Source organism: Enterobacter sp. JS8-1 (assembly GCF_049187015.1).
Taxonomy (GTDB): domain Bacteria; phylum Pseudomonadota; class Gammaproteobacteria; order Enterobacterales; family Enterobacteriaceae; genus Enterobacter; species Enterobacter mori.
This window is the reverse complement of the sequence record NZ_CP185805.1, coordinates 3,334,244-3,352,431: the sequence shown is the minus strand read 5'-3', so window position 1 is coordinate 3,352,431 and position 18,188 is coordinate 3,334,244. Positions and strand designations below refer to the sequence as shown.

Below are 18,188 nucleotides of genomic sequence, written 5' to 3'. Positions count from 1 at the left end.
TAGGCGAGGTGGATATGTTTATCCTTGAAACGCTGAATTTCATTGTTGATATTTTAAAAGTCCCTTCGGTGCTGGTGGGATTAATTGCCTTAATCGGTCTGGTTGCGCAGAAAAAAGCGTTTTCGGACGTGGTGAAAGGAACAATTAAAACTATTCTCGGCTTTATTGTGCTGGGCGGCGGCGCCACGGTGCTGGTGGGGTCGTTAAATCCTTTGGGCGGAATGTTTGAGCACGCCTTTACTATTCAGGGCATTATTCCAAACAATGAAGCGATTGTGTCGATTGCGCTGGAAAAATACGGTGCCTCGACCGCGCTGATTATGGCCTTTGGGATGGTGGCGAATATTATCGTCGCGCGCTTTACCCGCCTGAAATATATCTTCCTGACAGGTCACCACACTTTTTACATGGCGTGCATGATTGGCGTGATCCTGACGGTGGCGGGCTTTGAGGGCGTGGGGCTGGTCTTTACCGGCTCGCTGATCCTCGGCCTGATCATGGCCTTCTTCCCGGCGATTGCGCAGCGCTACATGAAGCGCATAACCGGCAACGATGAGATTGCCTTCGGCCACTTCGGCACGCTGGGCTACGTGCTGTCCGGCTGGATTGGCAGCAAGGTCGGTAAGGGCTCCCGCTCAACGGAAGAGATGAACCTGCCGAAGAACCTGAGCTTCCTGCGCGACAGTTCGATCTCCATCTCCCTGACCATGATGATTATCTACCTCATCCTGGCGGTGAGCGCCGGACGTGAGTACGTAGAGGCGACCTTCAGCGGTGGCCAGAACTACCTGGTCTACGCCATCATCATGGCCATCACCTTCGCGGCGGGCGTGTTCATCATCCTGCAGGGCGTACGCCTGATACTGGCGGAAATCGTCCCGGCCTTTACCGGCTTCTCGGAAAAACTGGTGCCCAACGCGCGCCCCGCGCTGGACTGCCCGGTGGTGTATCCGTATGCGCCAAACGCGGTGCTGATTGGCTTCCTGTTCAGCTTCCTCGGCGGGATTGTGGGGTTGTTCATCTGCGGCCAGTTCAGCTGGGTGTTGATCCTCCCGGGCGTGGTACCGCACTTCTTCACCGGCGCAACGGCGGGCGTGTTCGGTAATGCTACCGGCGGACGTCGCGGGGCAATGATTGGTGCCTTTGCTAACGGCCTGCTGATCACCTTCCTGCCGGTTCTGCTACTGCCGGTGCTGGGCGCAATTGGTTTTGCCAACACCACCTTCTCGGACGCTGATTTCGGTGCGGTCGGGATTGTGCTCGGCAACCTGGCGCGCTTCCTGTCGCCGCTTGCTATTACCGGGCTGGTTGTGGCGTTGTTCGCGCTGCTGGTGGCGTACAACGTCTTCGCGAAAAACAAACCTGCGGGCGGTAACGCGCAGGAAAACACCGGAGCCAAATCATGAATGAGAAAGAGATAACCGAACTCGCGCGTCAGATCCGTCTTGAGACGTTGAAATCCCTGACGCAACTGGGCTTTGGCCACTACGGCGGCAGTATGTCGGTGGTTGAAACCCTGGCCGTGCTGTACGGCGCGGTGATGAAAATCGACCCGGCGGATCCTGACTGGCCAGAGCGAGACTATTTTGTCTTGTCGAAAGGACACGCGGGCCCGGCGCTCTACAGCACGCTGGCGATCAAGGGCTACTTCCCCGCTGAAGAGCTGAGCACGCTCAACCAAAACGGCACGCGGCTGCCAAGCCACCCGGACCGCCTGAAAACGCGCGGCGTGGATGCCACCACCGGCTCGCTGGGACAGGGTATTTCCATTGCGGGCGGTATGGCGCTGTCGCACAAGCTGGCAGGGCGACCGAATCGGGTGTTTTGCATCGTCGGTGACGGCGAGCTGAACGAGGGACAATGCTGGGAAGCCTTCCAGTTTATCGCCCATCATCGGCTGAACAACCTGACGGTGTTCGTGGACTGGAACAAGCAGCAGCTCGACGGCGAGCTGGACGAGATCATCAGCGCGTTCGACCTGGAGGGGAAATTCCGCGCCTTTGGCTTTGACGTGGCGACGGTGAAGGGCGACGACATTCCGGGTCTGCTGGCGGTAACGTCGCGTGTCCCCGAGGCCGAAGCGCGTCCATTAGTTGTCATCCTCGACAGCATCAAAGGGCAGGGGGTGCCGTATCTGGAGCAGCTCAGCAACTCGCACCACCTGCGATTGACCGCGGAGAGCAAAGCGGCCCTCAACGAGACGATTCGCCAACTGGAGGCTTCACATGATTAAGGTTGCACCGGCAGGAGAGAAAGACGCCGTTGAGATGCGTAAGGTCTACGCGGGCTTTGTGGCAAAGCAGATTGAGGCAGGAAGTGAGATTATCGCCCTGGAAGCGGATCTGATGAGCTCGATGGCGATGGACGGCGTGGCGCGCGATTATCCGCAGCACGTGATTAACTGCGGGATTATGGAGGCCAACGTCATCGGCACTGCGGCGGGGCTGTCGCTTACCGGACGTAAGCCGTTCGTACACACCTTTACCGCGTTTGCCAGCCGCCGCTGCTTCGATCAGCTGTTTATGTCCCTGGACTACCAGCGTAACAACGTGAAGGTGATTGCGTCGGACGCGGGCGTGACGGCCTGCCACAACGGCGGGACACATATGTCATTTGAGGATATGGGCATCGTACGCGGCCTGGCGCACTCGGTGGTGCTGGAGGTGACCGACGCGGTGATGTTCGAGGACGTGCTGCGCCAGCTTATCGACCTCGAAGGCTTCTACTGGGTGCGGACCATTCGTAAACAGGCGCCGAGCGTCTACGCCCCGGGCTCAACCTTCACCATTGGCAAAGGCAACGTGCTGCGAGAGGGGAGTGATATTACGTTGATCGCCAATGGCATCATGGTGGCGGAAGCGCTGGAGGCGGCTCGCCAGCTTGAGCAGGAGGGCGTAAGCGCGGCGGTTATCGACATGTTTACCCTGAAGCCCATCGACCGGATGCTGGTGAAAAACTACGCCGAGAAAACCGGGCGCATCGTCACTTGTGAAAACCACAGCATTCACAACGGGCTGGGATCGGCGGTGGCGGAAGTGCTGGTGGAAACCTGTCCGGTACCGATGCGGCGGGTGGGCATCAAGGAGCGTTACGGCCAGGTAGGTACGCAGGATTTCCTGCAGAAGGAGTATGGCCTGACGGCACATGACATTGTGTCGGCGGCGAGAGAGTTGCTGTAAATAAAAAAGGCGACCAGATGAGTGGTCGCCTTTCTTGCCGGATGACGCTTCGCTTATCCGGCCTACAAAACCGTAGGCCCGGTAAGCGCTAGCGCCACCGGGCTTTTAGCTTACTGCTGCTGCGAAGACTGGATCGCGGTCAGAGCGATGGTGTAGACGATATCGTCAACCAGCGCGCCACGGGACAGGTCGTTCACAGGTTTGCGCATGCCCTGCAGCATTGGCCCGATGGAGATCAGGTCTGCAGAACGCTGTACCGCTTTGTAGGTGGTGTTACCGGTGTTCAGATCCGGGAAGATGAACACGGTAGCGCGACCTGCAACCGGCGAGTTCGGCGCTTTGGATTTCGCAACGTCAGCCATTACCGCAGCATCGTACTGCAGCGGACCGTCGATCATCAGGTCAGGACGTTTTTCCTGCGCCAGACGGGTCGCTTCACGCACTTTCTCTACGTCGCTACCTGCACCAGAGGTACCGGTGGAGTAGGAGAGCATCGCAACGCGCGGTTCGATACCGAAGGCAATCGCAGAGTCCGCGGACTGGATAGCGATTTCCGCCAGCTGTTCTGCAGTTGGATCCGGGTTGATCGCGCAGTCGCCGTAAACGTAAACCTGTTCAGGCAGCAGCATGAAGAATACGGAAGAAACCAGAGAGCTGCCCGGTGCAGTTTTGATCAGCTGCAGCGGTGGACGGATGGTGTTCGCCGTGGTGTGAACCGCACCGGAAACCAGACCGTCAACTTCGTCCTGCTCCAGCATCAGCGTGCCCAGCACCACGTTGTCTTCCAGCTGTTCGCGCGCAACGGCTTCGGTCATGCCTTTGCTCTTACGCAGCTCAACCAGACGGGCTACGTAGCTTTCGCGAACCACTTCTGGGTCAACGATTTCGATGCCAGCGCCCAGCTCAACGCCCTGAGACGCCGCCACGCGGGTGATCTCATCCGGGTTACCCAGCAGCACACAGGTCGCGATGCCGCGCTCTGCACAGATAGCAGCGGCTTTAACGGTACGTGGTTCGTCGCCTTCTGGCAGAACAACGCGTTTGCCCGCTTTACGCGCCAGCTCGGTCAGCTGGTAACGGAATGCTGGAGGAGACAGACGGCGGCTGCGCTCGGAGGTCGCCGTCAGGGATTCGATCCAGTCTGCGTTGATGTAGCCCGCAACGTATTCCTGAACTTTCTCGATACGCTCGTGGTCATCAACCGGTACTTCCAGGTTGAAGCTCTGCAGGCTCAGGGAGGTCTGCCAGGTGTTGGTGTTCACCATGAAGACCGGCAGGCCGGTGGCGAACGCGCGTTCGCACAGCTTGCTGACACGTGGGTCCATCTCGTAGGCACCGGTCAGCAGGATCGCACCGATTTCCACGCCGTTCATCGCGGCCAGGCACGCTGCAACCAGCACGTCCGGACGGTCTGCGGAGGTCACCAGCAGGGAACCTGCGCGGAAGTGCTCAAGCATGTGCGGAATGCTGCGCGCACAGAAGGTCACAGACTTCACGCGGCGGGTGTTGATGTCGCCTTCGTTAACCACGGTGGCGTTCAGGTGGCGCGCCATATCGATTGCACGGGTGGCAATCAGATCGAAGCTCCATGGCACCGAGCCCAGTACTGGCAGCGGGCTGGATCCCTGCAGCTTAGCCGGATCAATTTTGATGACTTTCGCTTTAGAAGAGTCGTCGAAGATCTCGGACAGGTCAGGGCGAGTACGGCCCTGTTCATCCACTGGCGCATTCAGTTTGTTCACGATCACGCCGGTGATGTTGGTGTTTTTCGCGCCGCCGAAGCTGCTGCGCGTCAGTTCGATACGCTCGTTCAGCTGCTCTGGGGTGTCAGTGCCCTGAGACATCACGAAAACGATCTCTGCGTTCAGGGTTTTCGCGATTTCAAAGTTCAGAGACTGGGCAAACTGGTGTTTGCGCGTCGGGACCAGACCTTCAACCAGCACCACTTCCGCGTCTTGCGCGTTAGCGTGGTAGTTGGCGATGATCTCTTCCATCAGCACGTCTTTCTGGTTGCTTGACAGCAGAGATTCAACGTGGCTCATCTTCAGCGGTTCAGCCGCTGGCAGATTGGAGTTCTTGCGAACGATGGTGGTGGTCTGGTCTGGCGCATCGCCACCGGCACGCGGCTGGGCGATTGGCTTAAAGACGCTCAGACGAACGCCTTTGCGTTCCATAGCACGGATCACGCCAAGGCTGACGCTGGTCAGGCCGACGCTGGTTCCGGTAGGGATCAGCATAATAGTACGGGACACGGTTTATCCTCTTTCGTTACCGCCGCGATTGGGCGGGTTACAAAACAGCACCGCCAGCATTGCTGGCGGTGTGGAATCAGGCAGTCAGACGGTTCGCGTCTTGCGCGATGACCAGCTCTTCGTTAGTTGGAATAACGATAGCAGGGCGGGTACCTTCTTTGTTGATGAAGCCAGACTTGCCGAAGCGGGCAGCCAGGTTACGCTCGTGATCAACCTCGAAGCCCAGAACGCCCAGTTTGCCCAGGGACAGTTCACGAACCATTGCCGCGTTCTCACCAATACCACCGGTGAAGATTACCGCGTCCAAACGGCCTTCCATCAGTGCAGTGTAAGAACCGATGTACTTCGCCAGACGGTGGCAGTAAACGTCCATTGCACGTTTAGCGTCTGCTTTCTCTGCGTAGTTGTCTTCAACGTAACGGCAGTCGCTGGTCACTTCGGTCAGACCCAGCAGGCCAGACTCTTTGGTCAGCATTTTGTTGATGTCGTCAACGCTCATGCCCAGGGTGTCGTGCAGGTGGAAGATGATCGCCGGGTCGATGTCGCCGGAACGGGTACCCATCACCAGACCTTCCAGCGGGGTCAGACCCATAGAGGTATCAACACATTTACCGTTGCGGATAGCAGAAACAGAACCACCGTTGCCCAGGTGACAGGTGATAATGTTGACTTCTTCAACCGGCTTGTTCAGAACTTTTGCGGCTTCCTGAGTCACATAGAAGTGGCTGGTGCCGTGTGCGCCGTAACGACGAACGCCATGCTCTTTGTACAGGCTGTACGGCAGGGCATACAGGTAAGACTCTTCCGGCATGGTCTGATGGAACGCGGTGTCAAACACGGCCACGTTTTTGTCTTTCAGATTCGGGAAGGATTTCAGCGCTTCAGCGATACCGATCAGGTGAGCCGGGTTGTGCAGCGGCGCGAAGGACGCAGAGTCCTTGATGCCCTGAATCACAGATTCGTCGATCACGACGGAGCTGGTGTATTTTTCGCCGCCGTGGACGATACGGTGACCAATCGCAGTCAGCTGAGCAGACAGTTCTGGTTTTTGTGCCAGAATAGTGTTAACGATAAAGTTCAGCGCTTCACTGTGAGCGGCGCCTGCACCTAAAGCCGCTTCTTGTTTGCTGCCGTCCATCTTCCACTTGATACGTGCTTCAGGCAGATGGAAACATTCGGCCAAACCAGAGAGGTACTCGTCACCGTTGAGCGCATCGATGATGGCGAATTTCAGTGAGGAGCTACCGCAGTTCAGAACCAGTACTAACTTACTCGACATGGAAGTACCTATTATTGATACGTGGCTAAAAAAACGTCAGTGAGTCTAAAAGCGTAACGCATGATGACCCAGACATTTATGATTAACATCATGCCAGGCGAACATTCCGGCATGATGAAAGAAATACCTATGATTTTATGCCATTTTGAACATTTTTCAGTCAATGGCATAATATGCGATAATTTGACGAGTTAACGGTTCTCGTCTACGGCCTTATCAGGCTGGCACAGGATACCCGATACGGGGTAGCGATGACAAAATATTTTGAACGTTGTCATAGCCTGTTGTGGTTTTGCACAAAAATTTTAATTTTTATATGTGAAGTTGAGGTACAGCCATGTCGACACCCGAAAACCCATCCGTGAATTTCTTTAGTCTGTTTCGTCGGGGGCAGCATTACGCGAAGACGTGGCCACTGGAAAAGCGCCTCGCGCCGATGTTTATAGAGAATCGCACTATCCGCGCCACGCGCTTTGCGATTCGCTTTATGCCCCCTGTTGCCATCTTTACCCTGTGCTGGCAAATTGCCCTCGGCGGCCAGCTTGGACCCGCCGTCGCCACCGCGCTCTTTGCGCTGAGCCTGCCGATGCAGGGGCTATGGTGGCTGGGGAAACGCTCAATTACGCCGCTGCCGCCTACAATTTTACACTGGTTTTATGAAGTCCGTGGAAAACTTGAGGAAGCCGGACAGGCGTTGGCACCGGTCGAAGGCAAGCCTGATTACCAGGCGCTGGCTGACACGCTCAAGCGCGCTTTTAAGCAACTTGATAAAACATTCCTTGATGACTTGTGATTGATCATCGAAACGACTAATAAAAGAAGGCACAGTAACAAACAGTTACCGTGTCTTTTTTTTAAAGTGCAATGCGCTACAGGAGTCGAAAGATGGAAATGACCCATGCCCAACGTCTGATTTTGTCTAACCAGTACAAGATGATGACTATGCTTGATCCCGATAACGCAGAACGCTACAGCCGCTTGCAAACTATCGTCGAACGCGGGTTTGGTTTACAGATGCGCGAACTGGATCGCGAGTTTGGCGAACTGAAAGAAGAGACCTGCCGCATCGTGATCGACATCATGGAGATGTATCATGCGCTGCATGTGTCCTGGACGAATCTCAAAGATCGCCAGTCCATTGACGAGCGCCGCGTAACCTTCTTAGGCTTTGATGCCGCAACGGAAGCGCGCTACCTGAGCTACGTTCGCTTTATGGTGAACACCGAAGGGCGCTATACCCATTTTGATGCGGGTACTCACGGCTTTAACGCGCAAACCCCAATGTGGGAAAAATACCAGCGCATGCTGGGCGTATGGCATTCCTGCCCGCGCCAGTACCATTTAAGCAGCAACGAAATTCAACAAATCATTAATGCATGACGGAGGTACGTGTGCAGTGTAAAGGTTTTCTGTTTGATCTGGACGGTACGCTGGTGGATTCGCTGCCGGTAGTGGAGCGTTCATGGTGCCATTGGGCCGACAGGCACGGCATCGACCATCAGGACGTACTGAATTTCATCCATGGCAAACAGGCCATTACCTCCTTGCGACACTTCTTAGCGGGACGTACTGAGGAAGAGATTCAGGCAGAGTTCAAATACCTCGAGAACATTGAGGCTACCGATACGGAAGGCATCACCGCGCTGCCGGGCGCGCGCGAGCTGCTTGAACATCTGAACGAAGCACATATTCCGTGGGCCATTGTGACCTCCGGCTCCATTCCCGTAGCCCATGCTCGCCATAAGGCGGCGGGTTTACCGAAGCCAGAGGTGTTCATTACTGCAGAGCGCGTCAAGCGCGGCAAGCCAGAGCCGGATGCGTTCTTGCTTGGGGCAGAGCTGCTGGGCCTTGCACCGGCGGACTGCGTGGTGGTGGAAGATGCAACGGCCGGCGTGCTGGCCGGGCTTAACGCAGGGAGCCACGTGATCGCCGTTAACGTCCCGGCGGACTCTCCACGATTGAGTGAGGCGGATTTTGTGCTGAATACACTGACCGCGATTAACGTCACGAAGGGACCCGGCGGAGTTGTAACCGTCTCGCTAAAAATGTAATCCCATGATATAGCCCCACATTGTTGGGGCTTTTTTATGGCAGAATTCTTTATCTTCCACTGACAAGGATAGGTTGTGAACGGTGAACTGATTTGGGTCCTGAGCCTGCTGTTAATCGCCATCATTCTTTTCGCTACAGGCAAGGTGCGCATGGATGCCGTCGCCCTGTTTGTCATCGTCGCGTTTGTGCTGAGCGGCACGCTCACGCTACCCGAGGCATTCTCCGGGTTTAGCGACCCCAACGTTATTCTTATCGCCGCCCTGTTTATCATTGGGGACGGGCTGGTGCGCACCGGCGTAGCGACCATCATGGGAACGTGGCTGGTGAAGGTGGCGGGCAGCAGTGAAACCAAAATGCTGATCTACCTGATGGTGACGGTTGCCGGACTGGGGGCGTTTATGAGCTCAACGGGCGTGGTCGCCATCTTTATTCCGGTGGTGCTGAGCGTCTCCATGAGGATGCAAATCTCACCTTCGCGCCTGATGATGCCCCTGAGCTTTGCCGGTTTGATCAGCGGCATGATGACGCTGGTGGCGACGCCGCCAAACCTGGTCGTCAACAGTGAACTGATCCGCGAAGGATTCCAGGGCTTCAGTTTTTTCAGCGTTACCCCGATTGGGCTGGTCGTTCTGGTGATGGGCGTGGTCTACATGCTGCTGACCCGTTTTGCCCTGAAAGGTGAAAATCAGGATAAAAGCAAAGAGGGCTGGAAGCGACGCACCTTTCGCGATTTGATTAAAGAGTACCGTCTCACCGGGCGTGCACGACGTCTGGCTATTCGCCCCGGCTCACCGATGATTGGCCAGCGGCTGGACGATCTTAAGCTCCGTGAACGATACGGTGCGAACGTCATCGGCGTGGAGCGCTGGCGTCGTTTCCGCCGGGTGATTGTCAACGTTAACGGGGTGTCGGAATTCCGCGCGCGGGACGTTCTGCTGATTGATATGTCCACCGCAGAGGTAGACCTGCGTGAGTTTTGCAGCGAACAGTTGCTGGAGCCGATGGTGCTGCGCGGCGAGTATTTCTCCGACCAGGCGCTGGATGTCGGAATGGCCGAAGTATCGCTGATCCCGGAATCGGAGCTGTTGGGGAAAACCGTGCGCGAAGTCGGCTTCCGCACCCGCTATGGTTTGAACGTCGTGGGACTAAAGCGCGATGGCGTGGCGATGGAAGGCGCAGTGGTGGATGAGCCGATCCTGCTGGGTGACATCTTTCTCGTCGTCGGTAACTGGAAGCTGATTAGCCAACTCGGGCAAAAAGGGCGTGATTTTGTGGTGCTCAATATGCCGGTTGAAGAGAGCGATGCGTCCCCGGCGCACAGCCAGGCACCTCACGCGATTTTCTGTCTGGTGCTGATGGTCGCACTCATGCTGACCGATGAAATCCCCAATCCGGTCGCGGCCATCATCGCCTGCCTGCTGATGGGGAAATTCCGCTGCATTGACGCCGAAAGCGCGTATAAAGCCATTCACTGGCCGAGCATTATTCTGATTGTCGGGATGATGCCCTTTGCGCTGGCGTTGCAAAAAACCGGCGGGGTGGATTTGATCGTTAAGGGCTTAATGGACGTTGGCGGCGGGTATGGGCCGTACATGATGATGGTCTGTCTGTTTATCATGTGCGCCTCCATCGGCCTGTTTATTTCCAATACCGCGACGGCGGTACTGATGGCGCCTATTGCACTGGCGATGGCGAAATCCATGGGCGTGTCGCCGTATCCGTTCGCGATGATGGTGGCGATGGCGGCCTCCGCGGCATTTATGACACCGGTATCTTCACCAGTGAATACGCTGGTGCTGGGGCCCGGGAATTATAGATTCAGCGATTTCGTTAAGATTGGCGTGCCGTTCACCGTGCTGGTAATGGTGGTGTGCGTGGTGTTAATTCCGGTTTTATTCCCGTTTTAGCGTGAGCGCAGAAACGTAGGCCGGGTAAGGCGAAGCCGCCACCCGGCGAAAAAAATTACAACGGTGAATCCTGGCTAATCTCATCCAGCGACAGATGGAAGCTCGGCACAAACACCTGCATAAAATAATCCATCTCTTCGCTGCGGCGGGACTCCAGCGTTTTTTCCAGACGCGTTTTCGCCAGTAAAAACTCGTTATTCCCTGCAGACAGCTCTTCCAGACATTTCAGGTAGGCACACAGCGCGTCGGCCTGCTTCACCAGCGACTTTTCATCTTCCGTGTACTGATGTTCATCGATAAGCGGCTCAAAGATATCGCGTAATTCATCCGGCACCATATCGATCAGCTTCTGCTGAGCAATCTTCTCAATTGCCTTGTATTCCTGCGCAATCTGCGAGTTGAAATATTTCACTGGCGTTGGCAGATCGCCGGTCAGCACTTCCGAGGCATCATGGTACATCGCCAGCAGGGCAATACGTTCAGCGTTGACCTGCCCGTTAAATTTGCGGTTCTTTATGGCGGCCAGCGCGTGAGCGACCATCGCAACCTGCAGGCTGTGCTCTGAAACATTTTCCGTGCGGACGTTGCGCATCAGCGGCCAGCGGTTGATCAGCTTCAGGCGGGAGAGGTGGGCAAAGAAATGACTCTGACTCATAGGTTACCTTTTGTCTTTACTGCGACATGCGTTCATTGTGCGGGGAGGGGAGGCAAGATGCAAATTTGCGGATTTTGTAGGCCGGGCAAGCGCAGCGCCACCCGGCAGAAAGGCAACGTTACTGATGGTATCCAGAGAGGAAGCGCCCGAAGCGGCTGATGGCCATTTCGAGGTCATCTTCGCGCGGCAGGGTCACAATGCGCACGTGATCCGGCCACGGCCAGTTAAACGCCGTACCCTGAACCAGCAGCACTTTTTCCTGCAGCAGGAAGTCGAGCACCATCTTCTGGTCGTCGTGAATATTGAAGCGCTTCGCGTCAATTTTCGGGAACATATAGAGCGCGCCGTTAGGTTTCACGCAGGAGACGCCCGGGATATCGTTGATCAGCTCCCACGCGCGGTTACGCTGTTCATACAAGCGACCACCGGGAACGATGAACTCGCTAATGCTCTGATAACCGCCGAGCGCCGTCTGGATCGCGTGCTGTGCAGGAACGTTGGCACATAAACGCATCGACGCCAGCATTTCCAGCCCTTCAATGTAGCCTTTGGCGTGCTTTTTCGGACCGTTTAAAACCATCCAGCCCTGACGGAAACCGGCTACGCGGTAGGTTTTAGACAGGCCGTTAAAGGTGACGGTCAGCAGATCCGGGGCCAGCGCGGCGATCGAGTGGTGCTGTGCCGCGTCGTACAGGATTTTGTCGTAGATTTCGTCGGCAAAAATGATCAGGTTGTGCTGGCGGGCGAGCTCGACGATCTCCATCAGCAGTTCTTTCGAATAGACCGCACCCGTCGGGTTGTTCGGGTTAATGATCACGATGCCACGCGTGCGAGGCGTAATTTTCGCGCGAATATCATCAAGGTCCGGGAACCAGTCAGAGGACTCGTCACAGAGATAATGAACGGCTTTACCGCTCGACAGCGACACGGCCGCCGTCCACAGCGGGTAGTCCGGCGCAGGTACCAGCATTTCGTCGCCGCTGTTCAGCAGCGCCTGCATCGCCTGCACAATCAGTTCAGAGACGCCGTTGCCGATATAGATATCTTCAACGGTTACGTCACGCATACCGCGCGCCTGATAGTGCTGCATGATGGCTTTACGCGCGGAATAGAGTCCTTTTGAATCGCAGTAGCCTTGTGCAGTAGGAAGGTTGCGGATCACATCAACCAGAATTTCATCCGGCGCTTCAAAACCAAATGGCGCAGGGTTACCAATGTTGAGTTTCAGAACCTTATTGCCTTCCTCTTCAAGGCGTTTGGCCTCTTTCAGAACCGGGCCGCGGATGTCGTAACAGACGTTATCTAGTTTGCTGGATTTTTCGATAGGGGACATGAACCTTTAACCTTTTCGCTAGTATTGCCACTCCCTGCCGTGGAAGTCTGCACGGAACAATGTACTCCCCCCTCGCTTCGTTTTGAAGGGTGTACAGGAGAAGATTTTGTACAATGCGTCAATTCCTGTGGAATCTATTTCACTGCTTGCAGTGAGTTCTGTTGTGCTAAAGTAATGTGATAAGTATGTTCTGAAGTTTATTGTGCTGTTTATTTTGAGTTGTATTTCATATTATGCTGATAAAAATAAAAAACATGCCCAATACGCAGTAAGAAGTTCCCCTAAGTGACTTTTCGTAAAATCAGATGCTTCGAGACAGACTGTTGGAATAGTATGCTTAGGCTAAAAGTTACTCATGTGAAATTAATGTTAAGTGTTATTAATGAATGGTCTTAATCTAAATTAAAATTTATTTATTATTAACCAACAAAATGCAACTTTAGTTAATTTTAATAAAATTAGTTGAGAGGCTTAACAGTCCCTCTTAATCCTTAATATTGCAATAAGACTTATAAATAAAGTGGATTTGGGTTAAGATGTCTTTCAGGAAAGCAGGCGCCAGAGCCCTATGTTTTGTATATCTGGATCCGCTTTTCTAAATTAATTGATTGTTATTGTTGGATTTATCTCTGGCTGGTGTGTGCCGAACACATCCTGCTACGTTAACCGCGCTGCGATAAAGATGGCCGTAAAGGTGTCATACCTTTAATGTAATTTACAGAAACCTGCGAACATCTAAATATTCTGAACGTTTAAGAGAATAAAAATAACGTCATGAAACGTGCTTTCTGACTGTTGATATACAGCAGCACAATAACTATCTGTCAGGCAGTCTGCCGGGCCGGGATGCGAGGGAAACCTTCAGAGGGAATTGCTTAACTGTTACACACAGCTTCAACCCGGGCAGCTCCGCACGAGCAACCTGAAAGTGAATAGATATGATAAATGCAAATCGTCCGATAATGAATCTCGACCTCGATCTGCTGAGAACGTTTGTTGCGGTCGCCGATCTCAACACTTTTGCAGCAGCTGCTGCCGCAGTTTGCCGAACCCAGTCTGCCGTTAGCCAGCAAATGCAGCGGCTGGAGCAACTGGTCGGTAAAGAGCTTTTTGCACGTCATGGACGTAATAAGCTCTTAACGGAACACGGTATCCAGCTACTGGGTTATGCCAGGAAAATACTTCGCTTTAATGATGAAGCATGTATGTCTTTAATGTTTAGCAACCTCCAGGGGGTGTTAACATTAGGCGCATCTGATGAGTCAGCGGATACGATATTGCCGTTTCTTCTCAATCGTATCAGTTCGGTTTATCCGAAGCTTGCGCTGGATGTTAGCGTAAAGCGTAATGCTTTTATGATTGAGATGCTCAAAGAGAATGAAGTGGATCTGGTGGTCACGACGCATCGTCCTGGGCAATTTGATTGTCTGACGCTGCGGACTTCTCCAACGCATTGGTATTGCGCGGCTGAATATGTACTGCAACAAGGTGAGCCCATTCCATTGGTCTTACTGGATGATCCAAGTCCGTTCCGGGATATGGTGCTGTCGGCGCTCAATGAGGCCAACATTCCGTGGCGTTTGGCCTATGTGGCCTCAACGCTACCCGCTGTTCGAGCTGCCGTGAAAGCGGGGCTCGGCGTAACAGCGCGTCCGGTGGAAATGATGAGTCCGGATCTCCGCGTGTTGGGTAAAAGTGATGGTCTTCCTGCGTTGCCGGATACGGAGTATCTGTTATGCCACAACGCAACCAGCAATAACGAGCTGGCAAAAGTCGTGTTTGAGGCGATGGAAAACTACCATAATCCCTGGCAATACGAGCATGTTACTCCGGAAGGGGGGGATGACTCCCTGATCGTTGAAGGGGACTTTGAGTGATCAAACACTCAAAATTCTCGTAACAAATTGTAAGTGTAAAAAAGAGCCACTCGCGCGATTTTCGCGTGAAGTGGTTTTTTTTTGGTAAAAATACCCTTTCCGAATACAGGGTTAGATCATGTAAGCTTTAAATATCAGTGAGATAGATTGTTTTGGTTAAATCGTGTTCGTTTTCCGTTCTACCTTGCCGCTTCCCCATTCAATGTTAAAAAAACAGGAAATATGTTGCCGGTTTCTTGATTGAATTAACAAAAGCGTGTCTCAGATCAAGAAAATACTCCTATTTGGGGGGAGGAATCCTTGGCAAATCCTGTCAAAATAGGAGGGTTATTTTTTTTACTTCCAAAACGGACACGATTCAACAACATGCATTTGACGTAAAGTCAGGTACCCACCAGGGTTAAAAGGGCATGAAATGTTAATGAGAATCGCTTGATGTCATTTAATGTGAAGAAACCTTTGTTAAAGTTGACAAAAGGTTATAGAAAGGAGTAAAAAACCCCATCATTTTGCTGTCTATGTCTCATTTCTGACAGTTAGTGTAAGGTTATTTGTTCCTCCCCATGAATCGATGTGATGCCCATCTGCCAGCAAGAGCAGTGTCGTCGGTATCACTTTTGATGAGTAAGCAATGAGTATGTCAACATCCACAGAAGTCATCGCTCATCACTGGGCATTCGCAATCTTTCTTATTGTAGCCATTGGCCTGTGCTGCCTGATGTTAGTCGGCGGCTGGTTCCTGGGCGGTCGCGCCCGCGCAAGGCACAAAAACACACCTTTCGAATCAGGTATTGATTCCGTAGGTACCGCTCGCTTACGCCTGTCTGCCAAGTTCTACCTGGTAGCCATGTTCTTCGTCATCTTCGACGTGGAAGCGCTTTACCTTTTCGCATGGTCGACCTCCATTCGCGAAAGTGGTTGGGTGGGCTTTGTCGAGGCCGCAATTTTCATTTTAGTGTTACTGGCCGGTCTGGTTTATCTGGTGCGTATTGGCGCGCTGGACTGGACGCCTGCGCGTTCACGCCGTGAACAGATCAACCCGGAAAACAGTATCTCTAATCGTCAGCAGTAACAGCGAGGCAATAAGATGGATTATACGCTCACCCGCATAGATCCTAACGGTGAGAATGACCGTTACCCCCTGCAAAAACAGGAGATCGTAACCGACCCCCTGGAGCAAGAAGTCAATAAAAGCGTGTACATGGGCAAGCTCGAACATGCCATGCACGATATGGTCAACTGGGGTCGTAAGAACTCCATCTGGCCTTACAACTTTGGCCTTTCTTGCTGCTACGTTGAAATGGTGACGTCATTCACTGCGGTGCATGACGTTGCGCGTTTTGGGGCAGAGGTACTGCGTGCTTCCCCACGTCAGGCTGACCTGATGGTGGTGGCCGGTACGTGCTTTACCAAGATGGCCCCGGTTATTCAGCGTCTTTATGACCAGATGCTGGAGCCAAAATGGGTTATCTCCATGGGCGCATGTGCAAACTCTGGCGGTATGTACGACATTTATTCCGTCGTGCAGGGCGTAGATAAGTTTATCCCGGTGGATGTCTACATTCCGGGCTGCCCGCCGCGTCCGGAAGCTTACATGCAGGCGCTGATGCTGCTGCAGGAGTCTATCGGTAAAGAACGTCGCCCACTGTCGTGGGTTGTTGGCGATCAGGGTGTGTATCGCGCGAACATGCAGTCCGAGCGCGAGCGTAAACGTGGTGAACGTATTGCCGTCACCAACCTGCGTACGCCTGACGAAATTTAATTTGCGCCTGTGGGCCTGGAGAACACCTTCGCATATCACTACTCAAATAGCGCGAAGCCAGGCTTAACAGTCACCACGGACCATTTGCAATGGTGAACAATATGACCGACTTAACCGCGCAAGAAGCCGCCTGGCAGACACGGGATCATCTCGATGACCCAGTCGTTGGCGAACTGCGCAACCGTTTTGGGCCGGATGCCTTTACTGTTCAGGCCACCCGCACCGGGGTACCCGTTGTTTGGGTGAAGCGTGAACAATTACTGGAAGTGGTCGATTTCCTCAAGAAATTGCCGAAACCTTACGTCATGCTGTTTGACTTACACGGCATGGATGAACGTCTGCGTACTCACCGCCAGGGTCTCCCTGCTGCGGATTTTTCCGTTTTCTACCACCTGATCTCAATAGACCGTAATACGGATATCATGCTCAAGGTGGCATTGTCTGAAAACGACATGCATCTGCCGACGATTACCAAACTTTTCCCGAACGCGAACTGGTACGAGCGTGAAACCTGGGAAATGTTCGGCATGACCTTTGACGGCCACCCGCACCTGACGCGCATCATGATGCCGCAGACCTGGACCGGCCACCCGCTGCGTAAAGACTACCCGGCACGTGCAACCGAATTCGACCCGTTTGAGCTGACCAAAGCCAAGCAGGATCTGGAGATGGAAGCGCTGACCTTCAAGCCGGAAGACTGGGGCATGAAGCGCGGTACCGAAAACGAGGACTTCATGTTCCTCAACCTCGGTCCAAACCACCCGTCTGCGCACGGTGCATTCCGTATTATTCTTCAGCTTGACGGCGAAGAGATTGTCGACTGCGTGCCTGATATCGGCTACCACCACCGTGGTGCTGAAAAGATGGGCGAGCGTCAGTCCTGGCACAGCTACATTCCGTATACCGACCGTATCGAGTACCTCGGCGGCTGCGTTAACGAAATGCCATACGTGCTGGCCGTTGAGAAACTGGCGGGTATCACCACGCCGGATCGCGTTAACGTGATTCGCGTCATGCTGTCAGAACTGTTCCGTATCAACAGCCACCTGCTGTACATCTCCACGTTCATTCAGGACGTCGGCGCGATGACCCCGGTATTCTTCGCCTTTACCGACCGTCAGAAAATCTACGATCTGGTGGAAGCGATTACCGGTTTCCGTATGCATCCGGCCTGGTTCCGCATCGGCGGTGTGGCACACGATCTGCCGCGCGGCTGGGACCGTCTGCTGCGTGAATTCCTCGACTGGATGCCAAAACGTCTGGCGTCTTATGAGAAAGCCGCGCTGCGTAACACCATTCTGAAAGGTCGTTCTCAGGGCGTTGCTGCCTACGGCGCGAAAGAAGCGCTGGAGTGGGGGACGACAGGTGCAGGTCTGCGTGCGACCGGTATTGATTTCGACGTGCGTAAAGCCCGTCCTTACTCTGGCTACGAGAACTTCGACTTTGAAGTCCCGGTGGGCGGCGGTGTTTCCGACTGCTACACCCGCGTGATGCTGAAAGTGGAAGAGCTGCGCCAGAGTCTGCGCATCCTTGAGCAGTGCCTCAACAACATGCCGGAAGGCCCGTTCAAGGCGGATCACCCGCTGACGACGCCGCCGCCGAAAGAGCGCACGCTGCAACATATCGAAACCCTGATCACCCACTTCCTGCAGGTTTCCTGGGGTCCGGTCATGCCGGCGCAAGAATCCTTCCAGATGATTGAAGCGACCAAGGGTATCAACAGTTACTACCTGACCAGCGACGGCAGCACTATGAGCTACCGTACCCGCGTGCGTACGCCAAGCTTCGCGCACCTGCAGCAGATCCCGGCCGCCATTCGCGGCAGTCTGGTCTCCGACCTGATTGTGTATCTGGGTAGTATCGATTTTGTTATGTCAGATGTGGACCGCTAA

Annotated in this window: 15 protein-coding genes; 11 read left to right on the top strand and 4 right to left on the bottom strand. The window is 54.1% G+C overall.

Annotated features, from left to right (window positions below; all coding sequences use genetic code 11):
* Positions 1 to 14: 14 nt before the first annotated feature.
* From ACOQH0_RS15860 to ACOQH0_RS15850, 3 genes are read left to right on the top strand one after another with little or no spacing between them, the layout of a single operon-like run.
* Entirely contained in the window at positions 15 to 1,406 is a 1,392-nt protein-coding gene (locus ACOQH0_RS15860; RefSeq protein WP_421510793.1) for a PTS ascorbate transporter subunit IIC, read from the top strand.
* Positions 1,403 to 2,233: a transketolase gene (locus ACOQH0_RS15855; RefSeq protein ID WP_420984934.1), complete on the top strand. Its 831-nt coding sequence runs from the start codon at positions 1,403 to 1,405 to the stop codon at positions 2,231 to 2,233. Before ACOQH0_RS15860 ends, ACOQH0_RS15855 begins: the two co-directional genes overlap by 4 nt.
* Positions 2,226 to 3,179: a transketolase family protein gene (locus ACOQH0_RS15850; RefSeq protein WP_421510792.1), complete on the top strand. Its 954-nt coding sequence runs from the start codon at positions 2,226 to 2,228 to the stop codon at positions 3,177 to 3,179. The genes ACOQH0_RS15855 and ACOQH0_RS15850 overlap by 8 nt, the downstream gene beginning before the upstream one ends.
* Before the next feature lie 110 nt (positions 3,180 to 3,289).
* Here ACOQH0_RS15850 and pta read toward each other — a convergent pair whose 3' ends face one another.
* Together pta and ackA are read right to left on the bottom strand one after the other, a co-directional pair.
* A complete protein-coding gene (gene pta, locus ACOQH0_RS15845; RefSeq protein ID WP_421510791.1) occupies positions 3,290 to 5,431 on the bottom strand; it encodes a phosphate acetyltransferase in 2,142 nt (713 codons plus the stop codon).
* A gap of 76 nt (positions 5,432 to 5,507) precedes the next feature.
* Complete coding sequence (ackA, locus tag ACOQH0_RS15840) at positions 5,508 to 6,710, bottom strand: acetate kinase (protein WP_010433314.1); 1,203 nt, start codon at positions 6,708 to 6,710, stop codon at positions 5,508 to 5,510.
* 337 nt (positions 6,711 to 7,047) lie between these two features.
* Between ackA and yfbV the strand changes: the two genes are divergently transcribed.
* The 4 genes from yfbV (at position 7,048) to ACOQH0_RS15820 (ending at position 10,669) form a co-directional block, all read left to right on the top strand.
* Positions 7,048 to 7,503 (top strand): terminus macrodomain insulation protein YfbV, encoded by a 456-nt coding sequence (yfbV, locus tag ACOQH0_RS15835; RefSeq protein WP_010433317.1) that lies wholly within the window; start codon positions 7,048 to 7,050, stop codon positions 7,501 to 7,503.
* Positions 7,504 to 7,595: 92 nt separating this feature from the next.
* Entirely contained in the window at positions 7,596 to 8,090 is a 495-nt protein-coding gene (locus ACOQH0_RS15830) for a YfbU family protein (RefSeq protein ID WP_010433320.1), read from the top strand.
* An 11-nt stretch (positions 8,091 to 8,101) separates the two neighbouring features.
* Entirely contained in the window at positions 8,102 to 8,761 is a 660-nt protein-coding gene (locus ACOQH0_RS15825) for a sugar phosphatase (RefSeq protein ID WP_421510790.1), read from the top strand.
* Between the two features lie 75 nt (positions 8,762 to 8,836).
* A complete protein-coding gene (locus ACOQH0_RS15820) occupies positions 8,837 to 10,669 on the top strand; it encodes an SLC13 family permease (protein WP_010433326.1) in 1,833 nt (610 codons plus the stop codon).
* 55 nt (positions 10,670 to 10,724) lie between these two features.
* Here the strand turns inward: ACOQH0_RS15820 and yfbR are convergent, their stop codons facing one another.
* Both yfbR and alaA read right to left on the bottom strand, forming a co-directional pair.
* Positions 10,725 to 11,324, bottom strand: a complete 600-nt coding sequence (gene yfbR / locus ACOQH0_RS15815; RefSeq protein WP_010433329.1) for a 5'-deoxynucleotidase — start codon at positions 11,322 to 11,324, stop codon at positions 10,725 to 10,727.
* 118 nt (positions 11,325 to 11,442) lie between these two features.
* On the bottom strand, positions 11,443 to 12,657 hold the full coding sequence (gene alaA, locus ACOQH0_RS15810; protein ID WP_008500204.1) for an alanine transaminase AlaA: 1,215 nt from the start codon (positions 12,655 to 12,657) through the stop codon (positions 11,443 to 11,445).
* 938 nt (positions 12,658 to 13,595) lie between these two features.
* Between alaA and lrhA the strand changes: the two genes are divergently transcribed.
* The 4 genes from lrhA (at position 13,596) to nuoC (ending at position 18,188) form a co-directional block, all read left to right on the top strand.
* Positions 13,596 to 14,534 (top strand): transcriptional regulator LrhA, encoded by a 939-nt coding sequence (lrhA, locus tag ACOQH0_RS15805; RefSeq protein WP_089597911.1) that lies wholly within the window; start codon positions 13,596 to 13,598, stop codon positions 14,532 to 14,534.
* 631 nt (positions 14,535 to 15,165) lie between these two features.
* A complete protein-coding gene (gene nuoA, locus ACOQH0_RS15800; protein WP_010433335.1) occupies positions 15,166 to 15,606 on the top strand; it encodes an NADH-quinone oxidoreductase subunit NuoA in 441 nt (146 codons plus the stop codon).
* A 15-nt stretch (positions 15,607 to 15,621) separates the two neighbouring features.
* Positions 15,622 to 16,296 (top strand): NADH-quinone oxidoreductase subunit NuoB, encoded by a 675-nt coding sequence (nuoB, locus tag ACOQH0_RS15795; protein ID WP_003861482.1) that lies wholly within the window; start codon positions 15,622 to 15,624, stop codon positions 16,294 to 16,296.
* 89 nt (positions 16,297 to 16,385) lie between these two features.
* On the top strand, positions 16,386 to 18,188 hold the full coding sequence (gene nuoC, locus ACOQH0_RS15790) for an NADH-quinone oxidoreductase subunit C/D (protein WP_089597912.1): 1,803 nt from the start codon (positions 16,386 to 16,388) through the stop codon (positions 18,186 to 18,188).

Excerpts from the sequence above, each read along its gene's own strand:
- ACOQH0_RS15860 (WP_421510793.1), top strand. The coding sequence starts at position 15 with ATGTTTATCCTTGAAACGCTGAATTTCATTGTTGATATTTTAAAAGTC.
- ACOQH0_RS15855 (WP_420984934.1), top strand. The coding sequence starts at position 1,403 with ATGAATGAGAAAGAGATAACCGAACTCGCGCGTCAGATCCGTCTTGAG.
- ACOQH0_RS15850 (WP_421510792.1), top strand. The coding sequence starts at position 2,226 with ATGATTAAGGTTGCACCGGCAGGAGAGAAAGACGCCGTTGAGATGCGT.
- ackA (WP_010433314.1), bottom strand. The coding sequence starts at position 6,710 with ATGTCGAGTAAGTTAGTACTGGTTCTGAACTGCGGTAGCTCCTCACTG.
- yfbV (WP_010433317.1), top strand. The coding sequence starts at position 7,048 with ATGTCGACACCCGAAAACCCATCCGTGAATTTCTTTAGTCTGTTTCGT.
- ACOQH0_RS15830 (WP_010433320.1), top strand. The coding sequence starts at position 7,596 with ATGGAAATGACCCATGCCCAACGTCTGATTTTGTCTAACCAGTACAAG.
- yfbR (WP_010433329.1), bottom strand. The coding sequence starts at position 11,324 with ATGAGTCAGAGTCATTTCTTTGCCCACCTCTCCCGCCTGAAGCTGATC.
- alaA (WP_008500204.1), bottom strand. The coding sequence starts at position 12,657 with ATGTCCCCTATCGAAAAATCCAGCAAACTAGATAACGTCTGTTACGAC.
- lrhA (WP_089597911.1), top strand. The coding sequence starts at position 13,596 with ATGATAAATGCAAATCGTCCGATAATGAATCTCGACCTCGATCTGCTG.
- nuoA (WP_010433335.1), top strand. The coding sequence starts at position 15,166 with ATGAGTATGTCAACATCCACAGAAGTCATCGCTCATCACTGGGCATTC.
- nuoB (WP_003861482.1), top strand. The coding sequence starts at position 15,622 with ATGGATTATACGCTCACCCGCATAGATCCTAACGGTGAGAATGACCGT.
- nuoC (WP_089597912.1), top strand. The coding sequence starts at position 16,386 with ATGGTGAACAATATGACCGACTTAACCGCGCAAGAAGCCGCCTGGCAG.